General features: G+C 71.7%; 18 protein-coding genes. 9 read left to right on the top strand and 9 right to left on the bottom strand.

Translation table 11 applies throughout. The features are described from left to right. Positions 1 to 14: 14 nt before the first annotated feature. A complete protein-coding gene (locus ACFZDL_RS17390) occupies positions 15 to 1043 on the top strand; it encodes an LLM class flavin-dependent oxidoreductase (RefSeq protein ID WP_353588805.1) in 1029 nt (342 codons plus the stop codon). Between the two features lie 6 nt (positions 1044 to 1049). Here the strand turns inward: ACFZDL_RS17390 and ACFZDL_RS17385 are convergent, their stop codons facing one another. Together ACFZDL_RS17385 and ACFZDL_RS17380 are read right to left on the bottom strand one after the other, a co-directional pair. After that, positions 1050 to 1466, bottom strand: a complete 417-nt coding sequence (locus ACFZDL_RS17385) for a RidA family protein (protein ID WP_353588807.1) — start codon at positions 1464 to 1466, stop codon at positions 1050 to 1052. A gap of 10 nt (positions 1467 to 1476) precedes the next feature. Next, complete coding sequence (locus ACFZDL_RS17380) at positions 1477 to 1869, bottom strand: hypothetical protein (protein WP_353588809.1); 393 nt, start codon at positions 1867 to 1869, stop codon at positions 1477 to 1479. Positions 1870 to 2056: 187 nt separating this feature from the next. On the opposite strand from ACFZDL_RS17380, the gene ACFZDL_RS17375 reads away from it, so the two are divergent. Beyond that, positions 2057 to 3076, top strand: coding sequence for a DUF2993 domain-containing protein (locus ACFZDL_RS17375; RefSeq protein ID WP_353588811.1), 1020 nt, complete (start codon positions 2057 to 2059; stop codon positions 3074 to 3076). A gap of 103 nt (positions 3077 to 3179) precedes the next feature. On the opposite strand, the gene ACFZDL_RS17370 is transcribed toward ACFZDL_RS17375, so the two are convergent. The 5 genes from ACFZDL_RS17370 to ACFZDL_RS17350 form a co-directional block, all read right to left on the bottom strand. Beyond that, positions 3180 to 4589, bottom strand: coding sequence for a HAMP domain-containing sensor histidine kinase (locus ACFZDL_RS17370; RefSeq protein ID WP_353588813.1), 1410 nt, complete (start codon positions 4587 to 4589; stop codon positions 3180 to 3182). Further along, the gene (locus ACFZDL_RS17365) at positions 4586 to 5338 is read right to left on the bottom strand and encodes a response regulator transcription factor (protein ID WP_353588815.1); all 753 of its coding nucleotides are present in this window, start codon (positions 5336 to 5338) and stop codon (positions 4586 to 4588) included. The genes ACFZDL_RS17370 and ACFZDL_RS17365 overlap by 4 nt, the downstream gene beginning before the upstream one ends. Positions 5339 to 5443: 105 nt before the next feature. Then, positions 5444 to 6514 carry a trypsin-like peptidase domain-containing protein gene (locus tag ACFZDL_RS17360; protein WP_353588817.1) on the bottom strand — a complete coding sequence of 357 codons (1071 nt, stop codon included), beginning with the start codon at positions 6512 to 6514 and terminating at the stop codon, positions 5444 to 5446. Positions 6515 to 6627: 113 nt separating this feature from the next. Beyond that, entirely contained in the window at positions 6628 to 7650 is a 1023-nt protein-coding gene (locus ACFZDL_RS17355; RefSeq protein WP_353588819.1) for a LacI family DNA-binding transcriptional regulator, read from the bottom strand. Positions 7651 to 7673: 23 nt separating this feature from the next. Then, positions 7674 to 8477, bottom strand: coding sequence for a response regulator transcription factor (locus tag ACFZDL_RS17350; protein WP_353588821.1), 804 nt, complete (start codon positions 8475 to 8477; stop codon positions 7674 to 7676). Between the two features lie 264 nt (positions 8478 to 8741). Here ACFZDL_RS17350 and ACFZDL_RS17345 point away from each other — a divergent pair, with 264 nt between their 5' ends. Next, positions 8742 to 9659, top strand: a complete 918-nt coding sequence (locus ACFZDL_RS17345) for an alpha/beta fold hydrolase (RefSeq protein ID WP_353588823.1) — start codon at positions 8742 to 8744, stop codon at positions 9657 to 9659. A 73-nt stretch (positions 9660 to 9732) separates the two neighbouring features. Here ACFZDL_RS17345 and ACFZDL_RS17340 read toward each other — a convergent pair whose 3' ends face one another. Continuing rightward, positions 9733 to 11631, bottom strand: coding sequence for an ABC transporter ATP-binding protein (locus ACFZDL_RS17340; protein WP_353588976.1), 1899 nt, complete (start codon positions 11629 to 11631; stop codon positions 9733 to 9735). 211 nt (positions 11632 to 11842) lie between these two features. Further along, a complete protein-coding gene (locus tag ACFZDL_RS17335) occupies positions 11843 to 13576 on the bottom strand; it encodes an ABC transporter ATP-binding protein (protein ID WP_353588825.1) in 1734 nt (577 codons plus the stop codon). A 104-nt stretch (positions 13577 to 13680) separates the two neighbouring features. On the opposite strand from ACFZDL_RS17335, the gene ACFZDL_RS17330 reads away from it, so the two are divergent. The 6 genes from ACFZDL_RS17330 to ACFZDL_RS17305 all read left to right on the top strand — a co-directional run bounded on the left by ACFZDL_RS17330 (position 13681) and on the right by ACFZDL_RS17305 (position 17967). Continuing rightward, complete coding sequence (locus ACFZDL_RS17330) at positions 13681 to 13965, top strand: MoaD/ThiS family protein (protein WP_353588827.1); 285 nt, start codon at positions 13681 to 13683, stop codon at positions 13963 to 13965. A 10-nt stretch (positions 13966 to 13975) separates the two neighbouring features. Further along, positions 13976 to 15517: a hypothetical protein gene (locus tag ACFZDL_RS17325; RefSeq protein ID WP_353588829.1), complete on the top strand. Its 1542-nt coding sequence runs from the start codon at positions 13976 to 13978 to the stop codon at positions 15515 to 15517. A 94-nt stretch (positions 15518 to 15611) separates the two neighbouring features. Then, entirely contained in the window at positions 15612 to 16307 is a 696-nt protein-coding gene (locus ACFZDL_RS17320) for a DUF2993 domain-containing protein (protein WP_353588831.1), read from the top strand. 253 nt (positions 16308 to 16560) lie between these two features. After that, the gene (locus ACFZDL_RS17315) at positions 16561 to 16641 is read left to right on the top strand and encodes a putative leader peptide (RefSeq protein ID WP_352133573.1); all 81 of its coding nucleotides are present in this window, start codon (positions 16561 to 16563) and stop codon (positions 16639 to 16641) included. Between the two features lie 160 nt (positions 16642 to 16801). Then, positions 16802 to 17641, top strand: coding sequence for a sulfurtransferase (locus tag ACFZDL_RS17310; RefSeq protein WP_353588833.1), 840 nt, complete (start codon positions 16802 to 16804; stop codon positions 17639 to 17641). Between the two features lie 38 nt (positions 17642 to 17679). Next, complete coding sequence (locus ACFZDL_RS17305; protein ID WP_014177646.1) at positions 17680 to 17967, top strand: DUF1416 domain-containing protein; 288 nt, start codon at positions 17680 to 17682, stop codon at positions 17965 to 17967. Positions 17968 to 18022: the final 55 nt, after the last annotated feature.

Here is an 18022-nt window from a genome sequence, read left to right as displayed (position 1 = left end):
CGCTGGAGGGGCCTGTGCCGCTGACCTCGGAACCACTGCGCAAGCTGGGCTTCTTGACCATCGGGCTGTTCGACGAGGCCGACCCCCGCCGGGGCCATGAGTCGACCCTGCAGATCATCGAACTGGGCGAGCGGCTGGGGTTCGACAGCGCCTGGGTACGCCACCGCCATCTGCAGTACGGCATCTCCTCCCCCGTCGCCGTCCTGGCCGCGGCCTCACAGCGCACCAGCCGCATCGAGCTGGGCACGGCGGTCATCCCCCTGGGCTGGGAGAATCCGCTGCGTCTCGCTGAGGACCTGGCGACGGTCGACCTCCTGTCCGGGGGTCGCCTCAACCCGGGGGTCAGCGTCGGCCCGCCGATGCACTACGACAGGGTCAAGGACGCGCTCTACCCCCACACCGCCGACGCCGAGGACTTCAGTTTCGAGCGGGTACGGCGGCTGCTGGACCTCGTGCGGGGCGAACCGGCCACCGCCTTCAGCGGCACCGAGGGCTTCGAATCCTTTTCCGACCGCGTCCAGCCCCACTCCCCCGGCCTGGGCCGCCGCATGTGGTACGGCGGCGGCAGCCTGCGGTCGGCCCGGTGGGCAGGTGAGCACGGGATGAACTTCCTGACCAGCAGCGTCGTCAAGGCGGAGGAGGCGCAGGAGTCGGCGGATTTCGCCGAGATCCAGCTCTCGCACATCCGGACCTTCCGCGCCCACCACCCCGACGGCGACCGCGCCCGCGTCTCCCAGGGGCTGGTCGTCATCCCGACCGACACCGCCACGCCGGAGCAGCGGGCGAAGTACGAGGCGTACGCGCGCGAGCGCACGCCGCGTACGGCCACCCCGCAGGGCCCGGCCCGCATGATGTTCGCCCCGGACCTGGTCGGGACCTCCGCCGAGATCGCCGAACGGCTCCACGCCCACGCCGCCTTCCGGGAGGTCGACGAGGTGGCGTTCGCGCTGCCGTTCACCTTCGAGCACGAGGACTACGTCCAGATCCTCACCGATATCGCCACCGAGCTGGGCCCGGCGCTGGGCCGGCGGGCCGCCGTCTAGGCCCGTCTAGGCCCTGTCCGGCTCCTCGACGAGCGCGAACGCTTCGACCTCCAGGACCAGCTCGGGGCGGAACAGCGCCGCGACCTGGACGGCCGTGCTGGCGGGCGGGCGCGTCATGTCCACGTACTCGTCGCGTACGGACCGGACCGCGGGCAGGTGGGCCACGTCGGTGACGTAGTACGTGAGCTTGATGACGTCGTCGAAGGTCGCGCCCGCGGCCGCCAGACAGCGGCGCAGGTTCTCGAAGACCTGCCGGGCCTGGGCGGCGGGATCGCCGACGCCGACGATCTCGCCCCGGGCGTCGAGCGCGATCTGCCCGGACACCGCGACCATCCGGCCGGAGCCCGTGACGACGTTGGTGTAGCCGTTCCCCGGAGCGACGCCCTCCGGAGCCGGTATGTGTGTGAGCCGCTTCTTGTTCATGGCGGCATCCTCACCCCTGGGTGCCCGCCCCACCATCGCTTTTCGCGCGGCGGGCGCTCAGCGCCTCGGGGAAGAGGGTAAAGCCGTCGATCTCCTGTCCCGTGGTCGCACCGGGCTGCCAGCCCTGGGCGAGGGCCGCGTCGAGGAAGGCGCGGACCACGCCCGGCTCGTGGAGGTTCAGCCAGCCGCGGTCGTGGTCGCCGACCGTGCTCGTGGGGCCGATGGCCGGGGGCTGGCGGAAGGTGAGCAGCAGGCGGCCCCTGCTGCCGTCCAGCCGGAGGGACAGGGTCTCCCGGCAGGTCGAGACGTCCGGCCGCTCGCCGCCCTCGTGGGCGTGGCCCACCGACCACAGATAGGTCTTCTCGCCGACGACGAGCCGGCGGGTGCTGCGGGAACGGGCCATGTCGGCCACGCTACGCGCTCCGTGCCGTTCACCACGAACCCTTATCAGGGCTTGCGTCCGGGCCGGGCGGGCATGTTGGGATGGAGTGATGCGATCTCCCGTGCGCATGTTCTCACCCCTGTCCCGCCAGTCTGCCCAAAGCGTCGACCCGGATCCGGAGCCAAAGGTTCCCCGGGGGCTCGCCCGCGTGCCGCGCACCACCAAGGTGGTGATCGGGCTGCTGCTGGTTGCCGTGCTGCTGGTGCTCGTGGACCGCTTCGCCGTGATGTACGCCGAGAAGCGGGCGGAGCAGACGCTGCGGCACAAGCTCGGTCTTGCGGCGACGCCCGAGGTGAACATCCACGGGTTTCCGTTCCTCACCCAGGTGCTGGGCAAGCACCTGGACGGGGTGGACGTCACCGTCCCCGACGTGGCGGCCGGCCGGGTGACCCTCGCCGAAGTACGCGCCGAGGGCACGGACATCTCTTTGGTCGGGGACCTGCCGCTGCCCCTCGACGGGGCCAGGGCGGCCCAGGTGGACGGGGACGTACTGCTGTCCTTCGACGACCTGAGCCGCGAAGTGGGCGCCTCGCAGGTGACGTTCCGGGTGCTCGACCGCCAGTCGGTGCGCGCGGAGGGCGTGTTGCCGGTGGCCGGACGGCAGGCGCGCATCCACGCCACGGCGCACATCCGGCGGGACGGCGACCGGGGGATCGCCACCAGCGTCAGCGACATGCGGCTCGACGTCCCCGGCATCGCCACCTACCGGCCCGGGCGGCCCGCCCGGCTGCGGCTGCACCCGGAGGCCGCCAAGCGCATCAGCCGCGACAAGCAGAAGACGCGGGCGCTGCTCGCGGTGGCGTCGGTGGCGCGGCAGCTCGACGTCACGCCCGAAGCGGCGGAACAGGCGCTGCGGGACGACAAGCAGCTGAGCCGGATCACCGGGCGGCCGGGCTTCGCGGACCGGCTGACGCGGGCCAACCTCGTGGATCTGGTCGCCGACCGGCCCGAGACGCTGGAGAAGGTCGGCGTCGACCCCGTACTGGCCCGGGCCCTGGTGCGGCTGCGGGCCCAGGATCTGACGGAGCGGGTCGCGTTCTCCTTCCAGCTGCCCAAGCAGGTCAAGGGCCTGCGGCTGCGGAACATCACCGTCGAGCGCGAGGGCATCCGGGCCGATCTGACGGGCTCGGGGCTGTCCGTGGGCGCCGGGCGGCACTCGGCCGGCTGAGCGCGGCCCGGACGCGGCCGCCCGCGCCCACGGTTCCGGGAATCGTCTGAGTGTGCCGCGGGCCCGCCTCGGCCATGTCCGGGCCCGCAGGCGGGCGCGGGTGTCAGTCGAGCTCCGGCGGCGGCGTGGGCGCGCCCGGGAGACGGATCCAGGCCAGCGTCCCGCCGCCCGGCGCCGGCTGCAGCCCCACCTGGCCGCCGGACTGCTGGACCGTGCGGGCCACGATGGACAGGCCGAGGCCGGAGCCGGGCAGGGAGCGGGCGGTGGGCGAGCGCCAGAACCGTTCGAAGACATGCGGCAGTTCGTCGTCGGGGATGCCGGGGCCATGGTCGCGGACCGTGAACTGGCCCTCTTTGAGCACGACCTCGACCACACCACCCGAAGGGCTGAACTTCACGGCGTTGTCGAGCAGATTGACCAGCGTCCGCTCCAGCGCCGCGGCATCCCCCCGTACGTACCAGGGCCCCAGCGAGGCATCGATGGTGCGGTCGGCGCCGCGCAGCCGCGCCCGTTTCAGCGCGGTCGCCGCCACGTCGTGCAGCGCGACCACCTGCAGCGGCCCGGTGCCGGGCAGCGCGTCCGGCCGGGACAGCTCCTGGAGGTCGCCGATCAGCGCGGCCAGCTCGGTCATCTGCGCCTTGACGCCGGCCATCAGCGCCTTGCGGTCGGCGGGCGGCAGCGGCCGGCCGGTCTCCTCGCTGCGCGCGAGCAGTTCGATGTTGGTGCGCAGCGAGGTGAGCGGCGTACGCAGCTCATGGCCGGCGTCGGCGATCAGCTGCTGCTGCCGTTCGCGGGAGGAGGCGAGGGCGGCCGTCATGGAGTTGAAGGAGCGGGACAGCCGGGCGATCTCGTCGTCGCCCTCGGCGGGGATGCGCACGGCCAGGTCCTCCGTGCGGGCCACGTGCTCGACCGCCTCGGTCAGCCGGTCCACGGGCCTCAGCCCGGTCCTGGCGATCCACAGTCCGGCGGCCCCGGCGCCGACGACGCCGGCGCCTGCGACCAGGAGCATGACCAGCGCCAGGGTGTTGAGGGGGTCGGTCACCTCGGAGAGGGGGCGGGAGACGGACACGGTCAGCAGGCCGGGGCCGCCGTCCAGCCGGACCGGCATCTGCCGGGTGTAGACGCGGACGGCGTCGCCGGCCGTGGTCGTGCCGTCCCGGGTGACCTCCTGGAGCCGGCCGTTGGCGACGGCGGTGTCCTGGTCCGTCACCTTCACCGCTGTCGGGCCGACGACGCACCGGTCGCCGTTCGCCCGGACGAACTGGAGACCCGCGGGGTCGGGGCCCAGCCGGTCGTTGGTCTGCGCCTTGGCCGAACAGGGCAGGTCCAGCAGGCGCTGGATGCGGTCCGGGGACACGCTGTCGCGCAGCTTCTGGTCCAGCGCGCCGGTCAGCTCCTGGCGGGTGAGGAACCAGCAGGCGAAGGCCGCCACCGCCACCGCGACCGCCACCGCCACCGCGGTCAGCAGCGCCAGCCGCGAGCGGAGCGGCAGCCGGCGGAAGCGGTTCGTCACGGCGCGCCGCCCTCGGCGGCGCGCAGCACATAGCCGACGCCGCGCACGGTGTGCACGAGCCGGGGCTCACCGCCCGCCTCGGTCTTGCGGCGCAGATACATCACATACACGTCCAGCGAGTTGGACGACGGTTCGAAGTCGAAGCCCCACACGGCCTTGAGTATCTGTTCGCGGGTGAGGACCTGGCGCGGATGGGCGAGGAACATCTCCAGCAGGGTGAACTCGGTGCGGGTCAGCTCGACCTGGCGCCCGCCCCGGGTCACCTCGCGCGTGGCGAGGTTCATCCGCAGGTCGGCGAAGGTCAGCTCGTTGCCGCCGGTGTCCGGGACGGCCCCCGCGGCCCCCACGGCGGCCGCGTACGAGCTGCGGCGCAGCAGGGCGCGGATGCGGGCCAGCAGCTCGTCCAGCTCGAACGGCTTGACGAGGTAGTCGTCGGCGCCCGCGTCGAGCCCGGTGACCCGGTCGCCGACCGTGTCGCGCGCGGTGAGCATCAGGATGGGCACGGTCACCTGGGTGGCGCGCAGCCGCCGGGCGGCGGTCAGCCCGTCCATACGGGGCATCAGCACATCGAGCACGATCAGCTCGGGGTCGTACGCGCCGACCTTCTCCAGCGCGTCGAGCCCGTCCAGGGCCGTCTCGGTCGTGTAGCCCTCGAAGGCGAGGCTGCGCTGCAGGGCCTCGCGGACGGCCGGCTCGTCGTCGACGATCAGGATGCGGGCGGGCTGGTCGCCGTGCTCGGCGGGGCTCATGGCTCGGGTTCCTCACTCGGAGTCGGCGCAGGCGCGCCGGCGAAGGGCGGCGATGACAGGGCGGTGGATCCGCTGCCTTCAGCCTCGCACGGCAGCTGCGAGCGCTCAGCTGTAGCTGGTGTTGCCGCCGCTGTCGCCGCCGCCGTCGCGCAGATTGTCGAGGTCGGCCTTGACGGTGTTGACGGGGATGGAGAAGCCCAGGCCGATGCTGCCCGCGCTGCTGGAGCTCTGGTCCGCGGCGGACGAGTACATCGCGGAGTTGATCCCGATGATCTGGCCCCGCATGTTGATGAGCGCGCCGCCGGAGTTGCCGGGGTTGAGCGAGGCGTCGGTCTGGATGGCCTTGTAGGTGGTGGTCGAGGTGCCGACGTCGCCGTTGTACCGGCCGCCGCCGAACTCGAACGGCCACTGCTCGCCGCCGCCCGGCCCCTGCCCCTGGCTCTCGTCCGTCGAGACGGTCACCTCGCGGTCGAGCGCGGAGACGATGCCGCTGGTGACGGTGCCGGTCAGCCCCTCGGGCGAGCCGATGGCCACGACCTGGTCGCCGACGTGGACCCCGCTGGAGTCGCCGAGTGTGGCGGGCCTGAGCCCGCTCGCGCCCGAGACCTTGATCAGGGCCAGGTCCTTGTTCTTGTCCGTGCCGACCACGGTCGCGCTCTTCTTGCTGCCGTCGCTGAAGGTGACCTTGATGGTGTCGGCGCCGGCGATGACGTGGTTGTTGGTGATGATCTCGCCGCCACTGGTGATGACCACGCCGGAGCCGGTGGACTGGCCGCTGCCGGAGGTGGCGCTGATCTCCACGATGCTCGGGCTGACCGCCGCCGCGACGGCGCTGACCCCGCCGACCTTGCTGGAGGTGGCGCTCACGACGGTGGTCGTGGTGGAGCTGTCCGACTTCTCGGCCGCGTTGGTGACCAGCGCCGCCGTCCCACCGCCCACGAGCGCCGAGACCGCCGCCACCGCCGCGATCAGCAGGGCGGACCGGGACGCGCGCCGCCTGCGGCGGCCACTCCCCTCGCCGCTTCCCGGCCATACGGTGATGCCCGAGGGGGTGGTGACGGGTTCCTGGGGCGCCTGCGCGGGCGGCGCCGGATAGGGCGCGGAATGGCCGGACCAGGCGCCGTACGGGTGGAGCGGGGGCTCGTGATCGCCGCTGTGGGGCGTGTTCTCCGTCATGTCCCCGACTGTGATCGGCGAACATGAGAACTTTCTGAGTGCCCGCTGAGAAGCCCGACAGAAGTCGGTATGCCCGAGATAAGGACCGGGGTGGTGTCAGCCGCGGCCGCGCGCTACGCGCAGCCGCAGGACCGCCGCACCACCAGCGCCGACGGGAACTGCCGCACCCGCTCCCGCCGCGAGGACGCGGGCCGCACCGCGTCGTCCAGCACCATGTCGACCGCCGCGCGCGCCATCGCGGGCCGGTCGGAGGCGACCGTCGTCAGCGGCGGGTCGGTGAGCCCCGCCTCCTTCACGTCGTCGAAGCCGGCGACCGCCAGCTCTCCGGGCACCTCGATGCGCAGCTCGCGCGCCGCCCGCAGCACGCCGATCGCCTGGTCGTCGGTCGCGCAGAAGATGGCCGGCGGCCGGTCGGGTCCTGACAGCAGCTCCAGGGCGACCTTGTAGGCGTCGTACCGGTTGTACGGGGCCTGGAAGAGCCGCCCCTCCGTGGACCGCCCGGCCTCCGTCATCGCCCGGCGCCAGCCCTCGACGTGGTCGGTGACCGGGTCGCCGACGGTGGGGGTGATCTCCATGCCGCCGATGCACGCCACATACTCGTACCCGTGCTCCAGCAGGTGCCGCACGGCCAGTTGCGCGCCACCGATGTCGTCCAGCACCACCGCCACGTCGTCGATCGCCTCGGGGCGCTCGTGCAGCAGCACGACGCGGGCGTCCCAGGCCTCGATCTCGGCGGCGGCGTTCTCGCTCAGGCCCTGGCTGATGAGGATCAGCCCGGACACCCGCATGCCCAGGAAGGCGCGCAGATAGTGCACCTCGCGCTCGTCGAGGTAGTCGGAGTTGCCGACCAGCACCATCTTTCCGCGCTCGGAGGCGGCCTGCTCGACGGCGTGTGCCATCTCGCCGAAGAACGGCTGACGGGCGTCCGGCACGATCAGCCCTATGAGGTCGGTCCGCCGGCTGGCCATCGCCTGCGCGACCCGGTCCGGCCGGTAGCCCAGCTCCTTGATCGCGGCGAGTACCCGCTCGCGCGTGGCCGGGGCGACCGGCCTTGGTCCGTTATTGATGACGTAGCTGACGACCGCCGTGGAAGTCCCCGCCAGCCTCGCCACATCATCCCGCGTCACCTTGGCCACGCGCGAAGTCTACGCGGGTCCAGCTAAGTGTTGGCCTGCTGTGCGGCCCCGGCTTTCACGTTCTCCGCGCGCGGCGCCCCGTCGGCCGGAGCCCCCTCGCGCACGGCGCTCCCGGCGCCCGACCTGATCTTGGTTTCTTCGGAGCCGCGGTCGCCCTTCTCCGGGGAGACGAACCGGTAGCCCACGTTCCGCACGGTGCCGATCAAGGACTCGTGTTCCGGGCCGAGTTTGGCCCGCAGCCGCCGTACGTGCACATCGACCGTGCGGGTGCCGCCGAAGTAGTCGTAGCCCCAGACCTCCTGCAGCAACTGCGCCCGGGTGAACACCCGGCCGGGGTGCTGGGCCAGGTACTTCAGGAGCTCGAACTCCTTGAATGTGAGATCCAGCACACGGCCCTTGAGCTTCGCGCTGTACGTGGCCTCGTCGACCGACAGATCGCCGTTGCGGATCTCCATCGGGCTGTCGTCGGTCGTGATCTGCTGGCGGCCCATCGCCAGCCGCAGCCGGGCCTCGACCTCGGCCGGACCCGCGGTGTCGAGCAGGACGTCGTCGATGCCCCAGTCGGCGGTGACCGCGGCGAGGCCGCCCTCGGTCACCACGAGGACCAGCGGACAGCCCGGCCCGGTGGAGCGCAGCAGCTGGCACAGGCTGCGCACCTGGGGCAGATCACGGCGGCCGTCGATGAGAATCACATCGGCACCGGGGGTGTCGACCAGGGCCGGTCCCTCCGCCGGGGCCACCCGCACGCTGTGCAGCAGCAGACCGAGCGCGGGAAGCACCTCCGTGGAGGGCTGCAGTGCGTTGGTCAGCAGGAGGAGGGAGCTCATCGGCGATCACCCGCCCCGGACGTCGTCCTATGGTCGTACACGCTTCGCTCGCCCATTACGTCGGTTCCTCCTCGGTCCCTGCGAGAGGGGGCACCTCCCAGGCCCGGCCTGGGGGAGTATGCGGCTACTACTTCGTACCTGGCTGACTCGTACTGTTTCGCGCCCTGGAGCGCGAGTGCGCTCAAACGCGCGGAACGCGCCTGAAAGCACAAAAGGACCCGGGGGCTACTTTGCCCGGATCCTCTTCCCAGAAGAATAACCCACATGACACGTGGGATTAAGGCTGCGTCCGCGCCACCTCCTGTTTCCTTGATCACCAAGCGCGGGGGGCCGACCAGGCTCCTGACGGACGACGGGGTGGCGATCGAGGCCGCGTACGAACCGTTTCGGCCGTACGGACCGGGGCCCGGCACGGGTGCGGACCAGGGTCCGGCGATCGTGGTCGCACACGGCTTCACGGGCGCGCTGGAGCGCCCCGCGGTGCGCCGCGCCGCGGCCGCGCTGAGCCGCCACACGGCCGTGGTCACCTTCTCCTTCCGGGGGCACGGACGCTCCGGCGGGCGCTCCACGGTCGGCGACCGCGAGGTCCTGGACCTGGCCGCCGCGGTGCGGTGGGCGCGCCGGCTCGGGCACCGGCGGATCGCCACGGTCGGCTTCTCGATGGGCGGCTCGGTGGTGCTGCGGCACGCGGCGCTGTACGGGGCGGGGGCCCCGCACGGGGAAACAGACACGGGCAGAACGGGCAGGGGGGCTCTTGAGGCGAAGGCGGGCGCAGGGGCGCGCGAAGGGGCGCACACCGACGCCGCCGTGGCGGTGAGCGCGGCGGCCCGCTGGTACTACCGGGGGACCGCCCCGATGCGCCGCGTGCACTGGGCGATCACCCGGCCGGCCGGGCGCCTGGTCTCCCGCTACGGGCTGCGCACCCGTATCGACTCCTCCGGCTGGGCCTGTGAACCGCTCTCCCCCGTCGCCGCCGCGCCGCTGATCGCCCCCACACCCCTGCTGATCGTCCACGGCGACCGGGACCCCTACTTCCCGCTGGACCACCCGCGGACGCTCGCGGAGGCGGCGGACCCGTCGTGCACAGAGCTGTGGATCGAGCCGGGCTTCGGCCACGCGGAGAACGCGGCCGGCGCCGCCCTGCTGGGCCGGATCGCCGCCTGGGTGACGGCCCGCGTCTGACCGGCCGCGTCCGGCCGCGTCCGGCCTCGATCCGACCTGTGTCCGACGGGTCATGCCCGACCACCGGAGTGGTTCACTCCGTCTCGGCCACCGGCTCCGCGAACTGCGCCTCGTACAGCCGCGCATAGGCTCCGCCCGCCGCCCGCAGCGACTCGTGCGTGCCCTGCTCCACGATCCGCCCCGCCTCCATCACCAGGATCACGTCCGCGTCGCGGATCGTCGACAGCCGGTGAGCGATCACAAAACTGGTGCGGCCGGTCCGCAAGGAGGCCATCGCGTGCTGGATCAGCACCTCCGTACGGGTGTCGACCGAGCTGGTGGCCTCGTCCAGGACCAGGATCGCCGGCTCCGCCAGGAACGCCCGGGCGATCGTGATCAGCTGCTTCTCGCCGACGCTGATGTTGGAGCCCTCGTCGTCGATCACCGTGTCGTAGCCGTCCGGCAGGGTCCGTACGAAGCGGTCGACATGCGTGGCCCTGGCCGCCTCCACGATCTTGTCGAAGGACGCGCCCTCCGCCCCGTACGCGATGTTGTCCGCGATCGTCCCGCCGAAGAGCCAGGTGTCCTGGAGCACCATGCCGATGTTGGAGCGCAGCTCCTCCCGGGACATGGCGGCGATGTCCACCCCGTCCAGCGTGATCCGCCCGCCGCTGACCTCGTAGAACCGCATCAGCAGATTGACCAGGGTGGTCTTGCCCGCGCCGGTCGGGCCGACGATGGCCACCGTCTGGCCCGGCCGCACCGCCAGCGACAGGTCCTCGATCAGCGGCTTGTCGGGGTCGTAGCGGAAGGAGACGTCCTCGAACTCGACCCGGCCGCGCACATGCTCCGGGCGCGCCGGAGCGGCCGCGTCCGGCTGCTGCTCCTGGGCGTCCAGCAGCTCGAAGACCCGCTCGGCGGAGGCCACACCCGACTGCACCAGGTTGGCCATCGAGGCGACCTGGGTGAGCGGCTGGCTGAACTGGCGCGAGTACTGGACGAAGGCCTGGACGTCGCCGATCGACAGCGCCCCGCTGGCCACCCGCAACCCACCGACCACGGCGACCAGCACATAGTTCAGGTTGCCGATGAACATCATCGCGGGCTGGATGATCCCGGAGATGAACTGGGCGCGGAAGCCCGCCTCGTACAGCTTGTCGTTCTGCACCCGGAAGAGCTCGGCGGACTCCTTCTGCCGGCCAAAGACCTTCACCAGCGAGTGGCCGGTGTACATCTCCTCGATATGGCCGTTGAGCTTGCCGGTGGTCTTCCACTGCTGCACGAACTGCGGCTGCGCCCGCTTGCCCACCTTCGTCGCCACCACCACCGAGACCGGCACGGTCACCAGGGCGACCAGCGCCAGCAGCGGCGAGATCCAGAACATCATGGCCAGCACGCCGACGATGGTCAGCAGCGAGGCCATGAGCTGGCTGAGGGTCTGCTGAAGCGTCTGCTGGATGTTGTCGATGTCGTTGGTGGCCCGCGACAGCACCTCGCCGCGCTGCTGCTTGTCGAAGTACGACAGCGGCAGCCGGGCCAGCTTGTGTTCGACGTCCTCGCGCAGCCGGAAGACCACGCGCTGCAGCACGACCGTGGCGACGCGCGCCTGGAAGAGGTTGAACAGCGAGGAGAGGGCGTAGATCGCGGTCACCCACATCAGCACGGTCCCGACCGCGCCGAAGTCGATGCCCTGGCCGGGGACCACGTCCATGGACGCGACCATGTCGGCCACCGTGCCCTGGCCCTGCTGCCGCAGCCCCTCGACCGCCTCCGCCTTGGTCACATCGGCGGGCAGGTCCCGTCCGATGATGCCCGCGAAGATCAGGTCCGTGGCCTCGCCGAGGATCTTGGGGCCGAGCACCGACAGCGCGACGCTGGCCGTGCACAGCGCGAGCACCAGCAGCGCCATGCCGCGCTCGGGCCGCAACGTCGCCAGCAGCCGGCGGCTTGAGCCCTTGAAGTCCATGCTGCGCTCGGTCGGCTGGCCGCCCATGAAACGCGCGGGGCCGGCCGCCGGCGCGGGGCCTCTTCGGGGCGGTGCGGTGGGCGCAGGAGCGCTGGGCGCGGGGGCACTCTTCTCACTCACGCCCCTCCCTCCCGCTCAGTCTCGGCGCGCTCCCACGCGCGAGCTTCCCTCGTCACTGCTCGCTCCTCCGTCGCTGCGCGGCTCCTCAGTCCAGCCCGCGCAGCGCGCCAAGACACGCTCATGCTGCCTCCTGCTCGGTGAGCTGGGAGAGCACGATCTCCCGGTAGGTCTGGTTGTCCTCCATCAGCTCGGCGTGGGTGCCGGTGCCGACGACCCGCCCCTCGTCGAGGACCACGATCCGGTCCGCGCCCCGGATGGTGGACACCCGCTGGGCGACGATGACCACCGTCGCGTCCTCCGTCTCCTCCGCCAGCGCGGCGCGCAGCCGCGCGTCCGTGGCGTAGTCCAGGGCGGAGAAGGAGTCGTCGAAGAGGTAGACCGCCGGCTTGCGGACCAGCGCGCGGGCGATCGCCAGCCGCTGCCGCTGGCCGCCGGAGACATTGCCGCCGCCCTGCGCGATGGGGGCATCCAGCCCGCCGTCCATGCGCTCGACGAAGTCACGGGCCTGGGCGGTCTCCAGGGCCTGCCACAGCTCCTCGTCGGTCGCGTCCGGCTTTCCGTACCGCAGGTTCGAGGCGACCGTGCCGGAGAAGAGGTACGGCTTCTGCGGCACCAGACCGATGGACTCGGCCATCAGGGCCGGGTCCATGTCGCGTACGTCGACGCCGTCGAGGTGCACACTGCCGTCCGTCGCGTCGAACAGCCGGGGCACCAGGCCCAGCAGGGTGGACTTGCCGCTTCCGGTGGAGCCGATGACGGCCGTGGTCTGACCGGGCCTGGCGACCAGCGAGACCTCGCGCAGCACCGGCTCCTCCGCGCCCGGGTAGCGGAATTCCACGCCCCGCAGCTCCAGCAGGCCCCGGCGCTCCAGGGGCGGGACGGGCTTCAGCGGCGGGGCGACGCTGGTCTCGGTCTCCAGCACCTCCTGGATGCGCTCGGCGCACACCTCGGCCCGCGGCACCATCATGAACATGAAGGTGGCCATCATCACAGCCATCAGAATCTGCATCAGATAGCTGAGGAACGCGGTCAGCGCCCCGATCTGCATGTCCCCGCTGTCGATGCGGTGGCCGCCGAACCAGACGACGGCGACGCTGGAGAGGTTCACCACCATCATCACGGCCGGGAACATCAGAGCCATCAGCCGGCCGGCCTTCATCGACACGTCAAGCAGCTCGGTGTTGGCCCCGGTGAAGCGCTCCCGCTCGTGCTCGTCGCGGACGAAGGCCCGGATGACGCGGATACCGGTGATCTGCTCGCGCAGCACCCGGTTGACGGTGTCGATCCGCTCCTGGACGCCGCGGAACAGCGGCCGCATCCTCCGGACGATCAGCGAGACGATGATGCCCAGGGTCGGGACGATGAGCAGCAGCAGCCCCGAGAGCGGGACGTCCTGATTGAGCGCCATGATGACGCCGCCCACACACATGATCGGCGCCGAGACCATCAGGGTGAACGACATCAGGACCAGCATCTGGACCTGCTGCACGTCGTTGGTGGTTCGGGTGATGAGCGAGGGCGCGCCGAAGTGGCCCACCTCGCGCGCCGAGAAGGACTGCACACGGTCGAAGACGGCCGCGCGCACATCGCGGCCGAGCGCCATCGCCGTCCGGGCGCCGTAGTAGACGGCGCCGATGGAGCAGACGATCTGCGCCAGCGTGACGGCGATCATCACACCGCCGAGCCGCAGGATGTAACCGGTGTCTCCCTTCACGACACCGTGGTCGATGATGTCCGCGTTGAGGGTCGGCAAATAGAGCGTCGCCAGCGTCTGCACCAGTTGCAGCACGACGATCAAGGCGATCGATCGGGTGTAGGGCCTCAGGTTCGCCCGTATAAGTCGGACCAGCACACCGGAACCCTAAGCGAGGGCCCCCGGGCTCGCCCCGGGATTTACCGGTCTGCCGCCGGACCCCGTCATCATGGGGGGCGGCAGATGACGGGAGAGGGATCGCGATGGCGATGAAGAACACGGCGGGACCGCCGGCCGGCACCATCCGGTACTGGGCCGCGGCCAAGGCGGCCGCCGGCACCGCCGAGGAGCCGTACGCCGCGACGACGCTCGCCGAGGCCCTGGACTCGGCCCGGCTGCGGCACGCCGCGCGGCCGGAGTTCGCGCGGGTGCTGGGGCGCTGTTCGTTCCTCGTCGACGGCGACCCCGTCGGCACCCGTGATCACAAGACGGTCCAACTGGCCGAGGGCGGCACGGTCGAGGTGCTTCCGCCGTTCGCAGGAGGGTGACCCCGACGTCATGAGCAACCAGCCGCAGCATCCCGGGAATCATCCGTACGACCCTTATGGGCCGAACGGGTCGGCCGAGCAGCCGTACCAGGCCTATGAGGGCTACGAGGGATACGAGGGACAAGGGCAGCAGGGCGCGTACGAGTCCTACGAGCCGCACGGCCAGTACGGCCCGAACGGCCAGTACGCCCCGCAGGGCCAGTACGACCCGAACAGCCAGTACGCCCCGCACGGGCAGCAGGCCGCCGCCTGGCAGGGGTACGACGGGCAGCAGCCGTACCAGCAGGCCTACCCGCAGCAGCAGCCGTACCCGGAGCAGGGCTACCCGGAGCAGGGCTACGCCCAGCAGGGGTACCCGGAGCAGGCGGCGTACCCAAAGCAGGGGCACTCCCAGCACGGCTACGCGCAGCACGGGTACCAGCGAGGCGGCCAGGCCCACCAGGGGCAGCCGTACCAGGGGAACCAGCCGCACCAGGGGCAGGGATACCAGCAGCAGCCTCACCAGGGCCGCCAACCTCACCAGGGCCACCAGAACCACCAGAACCAGCAGGGCCACCAGGAGCCGTACGCCGCCGCCTGGGACGGCCGGCGGCAGCACGCCCCGGCCGGCGGCCACACCACGGCGGACACCATGCAGTTCGCGGCCGCCGCACACACACCGCGCACCCCGTCCCAGGCCGTGCCGTCCCCCTCGGCTCCGGCCGGGCCCGCCCCAGGGCTCGCCCCGTCCCGTTCCCCCGAGCCCGCCGAGCCCGCCGGATCGGCCGAGCCCGCCGCCAAGCCGCTCACCGCGGCCGAGCGGGCCCGCGCCGAGGGCCGCCCGATGATCGTCTCCCCGGGGCTGACGCCCGCCGCCCTGACCGCCGTCCTCGCCGCCCTCCTCGCGGCCACCGCTCCGCTGGCCCGGCCCGCCGTCGCCGTCGCCGTGGCGCTGCTGCAGGCGGTCACCGCGGCCGGCTGGTTCCGGCTCAACGGCATGTGGCCCGCCCGGCAGGGCATCGCGCTGGCCTTCGCGGGCGGCCTGGCCGCCGACGTCGGGCTGCTGACCACCGAGCGCTCCCACGCCCCGACGGTGCTCATGGGCACGCTGGGCGTCTGGCTGCTGCTGGTGCTGATCCTCCAGCTGCGCAGCCACGCCTCGCCCGACGAGCGCTTGTACGGCCTGACGGCGACCGTCGCCTCGTCCGCGGTCACCGTGATCGCGGCCGGGCACCTGGCCGCGGTCGCCGAGTCCTCGGACGCCGTCGTGGTGGGGGCCGCCGCCGTCGCCGTGGCGGCGCTCGTACGCGCCCTGCCGCTGCCGGGCGCGGCCGCCGCGGTCCTGGCGCTGGCGGCGTCCGCGGGCGCGGGCCTGGCGGCCGGCCGGGTGACCGACACCGGCACCACCAGCGCGGTGCTGCTGGGTCTGGCGGCGGGGGTGTGCGCGCTGATCGGACTGCGCGTGGCCAGCTACGACTATCCGTCCCGCTTCGTCCACATGACCGCGGGCGTCGCCCTGCCCCTCGCCGCCGCGGCCCCGGCGGTGTATGTGATCGGCCGCGCCCTGGTGTGATCCAGGCCCCACGGGGCGGCCACGCCCGCCCCGCTGCGGTTAGGCTCGCAGCCTCAGGCGTGGGCCTGAGCCAGAGCATGGGGGACCCTACGCAATGCGCGCACTGCGAATCACGGCGATCGTCTTCGTCGTACTCGGCATTCTGTTCGTCGCCGCCGACCGCCTGGCGGTGTATTTCGCGGAGTCCGAGGCCGCCGACAAGATCAAGAGCAGTCAGGGGCTGACCAGCACCCCCGACGTCTCGATCAAGGGCTTCCCGTTCCTGACCCAGGTCGCCGGCAAGGAGCTGGACGAGGTCGAGATCGGCATGGACGGGCTGACCACGGACGCGGGGGGCGGCCGTACGGTGCGCGTGACCAAGCTCAGCGCCAAGCTGCACAACGTCCGGATATCCAGCAGCTTCTCCTCCGCCACCGCCGACAGCGCCACCGGGTCCGCGCACATCAGCTACGCGGACCTGTCCACGGCGGCGGGCCAGGGCGTCACGGTCGGCTACGCCGGGAAGGACGAGGCGGGCCGGGGCCGCGTCAAGATCACCGGCCAGCTGCTGGGCTTCAGCATGAGCACGTACTCCACGGTCACCATCGTCAACGGCGACACCATCCGGATGCACGCCGAGTCCATCCCGGGCAGCAGCGTCCCCCGGTGGGAGGAGAAGGTGCGCGAGCGCACGGACATGGACCGCAAGATCGACGGCCTTCCGGCGGGCATGCGGCTCGACAAGGTCGAGACGAACGAGGACGGCATAGACGTGTCGGTCGTGGGTAATAACGTCGAGCTGGCGGGCTGAGCCCCGCGGAGCGGGACCCCGGCGCCGCCCTCCCCATGCGGCCCGCCCCCGCGTCCCGGCCTTCAGACCGTTCCCGACGTCCATCCGCTGAGACGATCCCGTCCGCGATGGCAGACATTCCTGGGCGCCCGGTGCCCCGCGGACCGCTCCGCGAGGCGCCGGGCGCCCTGTGCGTTTCACATCGCGGACAATCTCGTCTCAGGATGCGACACGCCGGTGACATGCCCGCCGGTCCGTCCCTACGATCGGACGCATGAAGCGACAGGCGGATCTCACGAAGCGGCGGGCAGTAGACCTGTGCCGCGTGGCCGCCATGCTCTGTCGCGCCGCCTGACGAGGACGCGCGGCCCGCTCCTTTCACCTCATCGGCCCCGCTCCTATCGGCCCGTCAGCCGAGCCCGCCCGCACTCCGTTCGTACGCTCGCTACCGACCGCGCGTAGCCCGCATACCGACGCGTACCCGTACCGCCGCAACTGCCCCGGAGGAGAGAAACATGAGCCGCAGTGACGTCCTGGTGGACGCCGACTGGGTACAGGCCCGCATCGATGACCCCAAGACGGTCATCGTGGAGGTCGACGAGGACACCTCTGCCTACGACAAGAACCACATCAAGAACGCCATCCGCATCGACTGGAAGCAGGACCTCCAGGACCCGGTGCGCCGCGACTTCGTCGACCAGGCCGGTTTCGAGAAGCTGCTGTCCGAGAAGGGCATCGCCAACGACGACACGGTCGTCCTCTACGGCGGCAACAACAACTGGTTCGCGGCCTACGCCTACTGGTACTTCAAGCTCTACGGGCACCAGGACGTCAAGCTCCTCGACGGCGGCCGCAAGAAGTGGGAGCTCGACTCCCGCGACCTGGTCGCCGAGGTCCCGTCCCGGCCGCAGACCGAGTACAAGGCCAAGGCCCAGGACACCTCGATCCGCGCCTTCCGCGACGACGTCGTGTCGGCCATCGGCTCGCTGAACCTGGTGGACGTCCGCTCCCCCGACGAGTTCTCCGGCAAGCTGCTCGCCCCGGCGCACCTCCCGCAGGAGCAGTCGCAGCGTCCGGGCCACGTGCCGAGCGCCCGCAACATCCCCTGGTCGAAGTCCGCCAACGACGACGGCACCTTCAAGTCCGACGACGAGCTCAAGGAGCTCTACGAGGGCGAGGGCGTCGACCTGTCGAAGGACACCATCGCCTACTGCCGCATCGGTGAGCGCTCCGCTCACACCTGGTTCGTCCTGCACGAGCTGCTCGGCCAGAGCAACGTCAAGAACTACGACGGCTCCTGGACCGAGTACGGCTCCCTCGTCGGCGTGCCGATCGAGCTCGGCGCCAACAGCTGACCTCCCTCTCCCTCCCCCGAACGTAAGGACAGTCACCCATGTGTGGAGCAACGGCCGGCGGCCCCGACGCGTCGACCATCAAGCCCGGCGAGACCACCATCCAGGGGTCGGTGACCCGCGACGGCGAGCCGGTCACCGGCTACGTCCGGCTGCTGGACAGCACCGGTGAGTTCACCGCCGAGGTCCCCACCTCGGCGACCGGACAGTTCCGCTTCTACGCGGCCGAGGGCACGTGGACCGTGCGCGCCCTGGTCCCGGGCGCGACCGCGGACCGCACCGTCGTCGCCCAGAAGGGTGGCCTGGCGGAGGTCGCCATCGCCGTCTGACGCGCCTCTTGCGCATCACGGCGAACAGGTACGGCCAGAGGGCCGCACCCCGGGG

The sequence above is a fragment of the Streptomyces sp. NPDC007917 genome (assembly GCF_042959105.1).
Taxonomy (GTDB): Bacteria; Actinomycetota; Actinomycetes; order Streptomycetales; family Streptomycetaceae; genus Streptomyces.
This window is presented reverse-complemented; position numbering and strand designations above follow the sequence as displayed.

Coding starts and splice junctions, on each gene's coding strand:
- ACFZDL_RS17345 (WP_353588823.1), top strand. CDS start 8,742: ATGACACGTGGGATTAAGGCTGCGTCCGCGCCACCTCCTGTTTCCTTG.
- ACFZDL_RS17320 (WP_353588831.1), top strand. CDS start 15,612: ATGCGCGCACTGCGAATCACGGCGATCGTCTTCGTCGTACTCGGCATT.
- ACFZDL_RS17330 (WP_353588827.1), top strand. CDS start 13,681: ATGGCGATGAAGAACACGGCGGGACCGCCGGCCGGCACCATCCGGTAC.
- ACFZDL_RS17365 (WP_353588815.1), bottom strand. CDS start 5,338: ATGAGCCCCGCCGAGCACGGCGACCAGCCCGCCCGCATCCTGATCGTC.
- ACFZDL_RS17310 (WP_353588833.1), top strand. CDS start 16,802: ATGAGCCGCAGTGACGTCCTGGTGGACGCCGACTGGGTACAGGCCCGC.
- ACFZDL_RS17385 (WP_353588807.1), bottom strand. CDS start 1,466: ATGAACAAGAAGCGGCTCACACACATACCGGCTCCGGAGGGCGTCGCT.
- ACFZDL_RS17340 (WP_353588976.1), bottom strand. CDS start 11,631: ATGGGCGGCCAGCCGACCGAGCGCAGCATGGACTTCAAGGGCTCAAGC.
- ACFZDL_RS17350 (WP_353588821.1), bottom strand. CDS start 8,477: ATGAGCTCCCTCCTCCTGCTGACCAACGCACTGCAGCCCTCCACGGAG.
- ACFZDL_RS17360 (WP_353588817.1), bottom strand. CDS start 6,514: ATGACGGAGAACACGCCCCACAGCGGCGATCACGAGCCCCCGCTCCAC.
- ACFZDL_RS17315 (WP_352133573.1), top strand. CDS start 16,561: ATGAAGCGACAGGCGGATCTCACGAAGCGGCGGGCAGTAGACCTGTGC.
- ACFZDL_RS17325 (WP_353588829.1), top strand. CDS start 13,976: ATGAGCAACCAGCCGCAGCATCCCGGGAATCATCCGTACGACCCTTAT.
- ACFZDL_RS17305 (WP_014177646.1), top strand. CDS start 17,680: ATGTGTGGAGCAACGGCCGGCGGCCCCGACGCGTCGACCATCAAGCCC.
- ACFZDL_RS17380 (WP_353588809.1), bottom strand. CDS start 1,869: ATGGCCCGTTCCCGCAGCACCCGCCGGCTCGTCGTCGGCGAGAAGACC.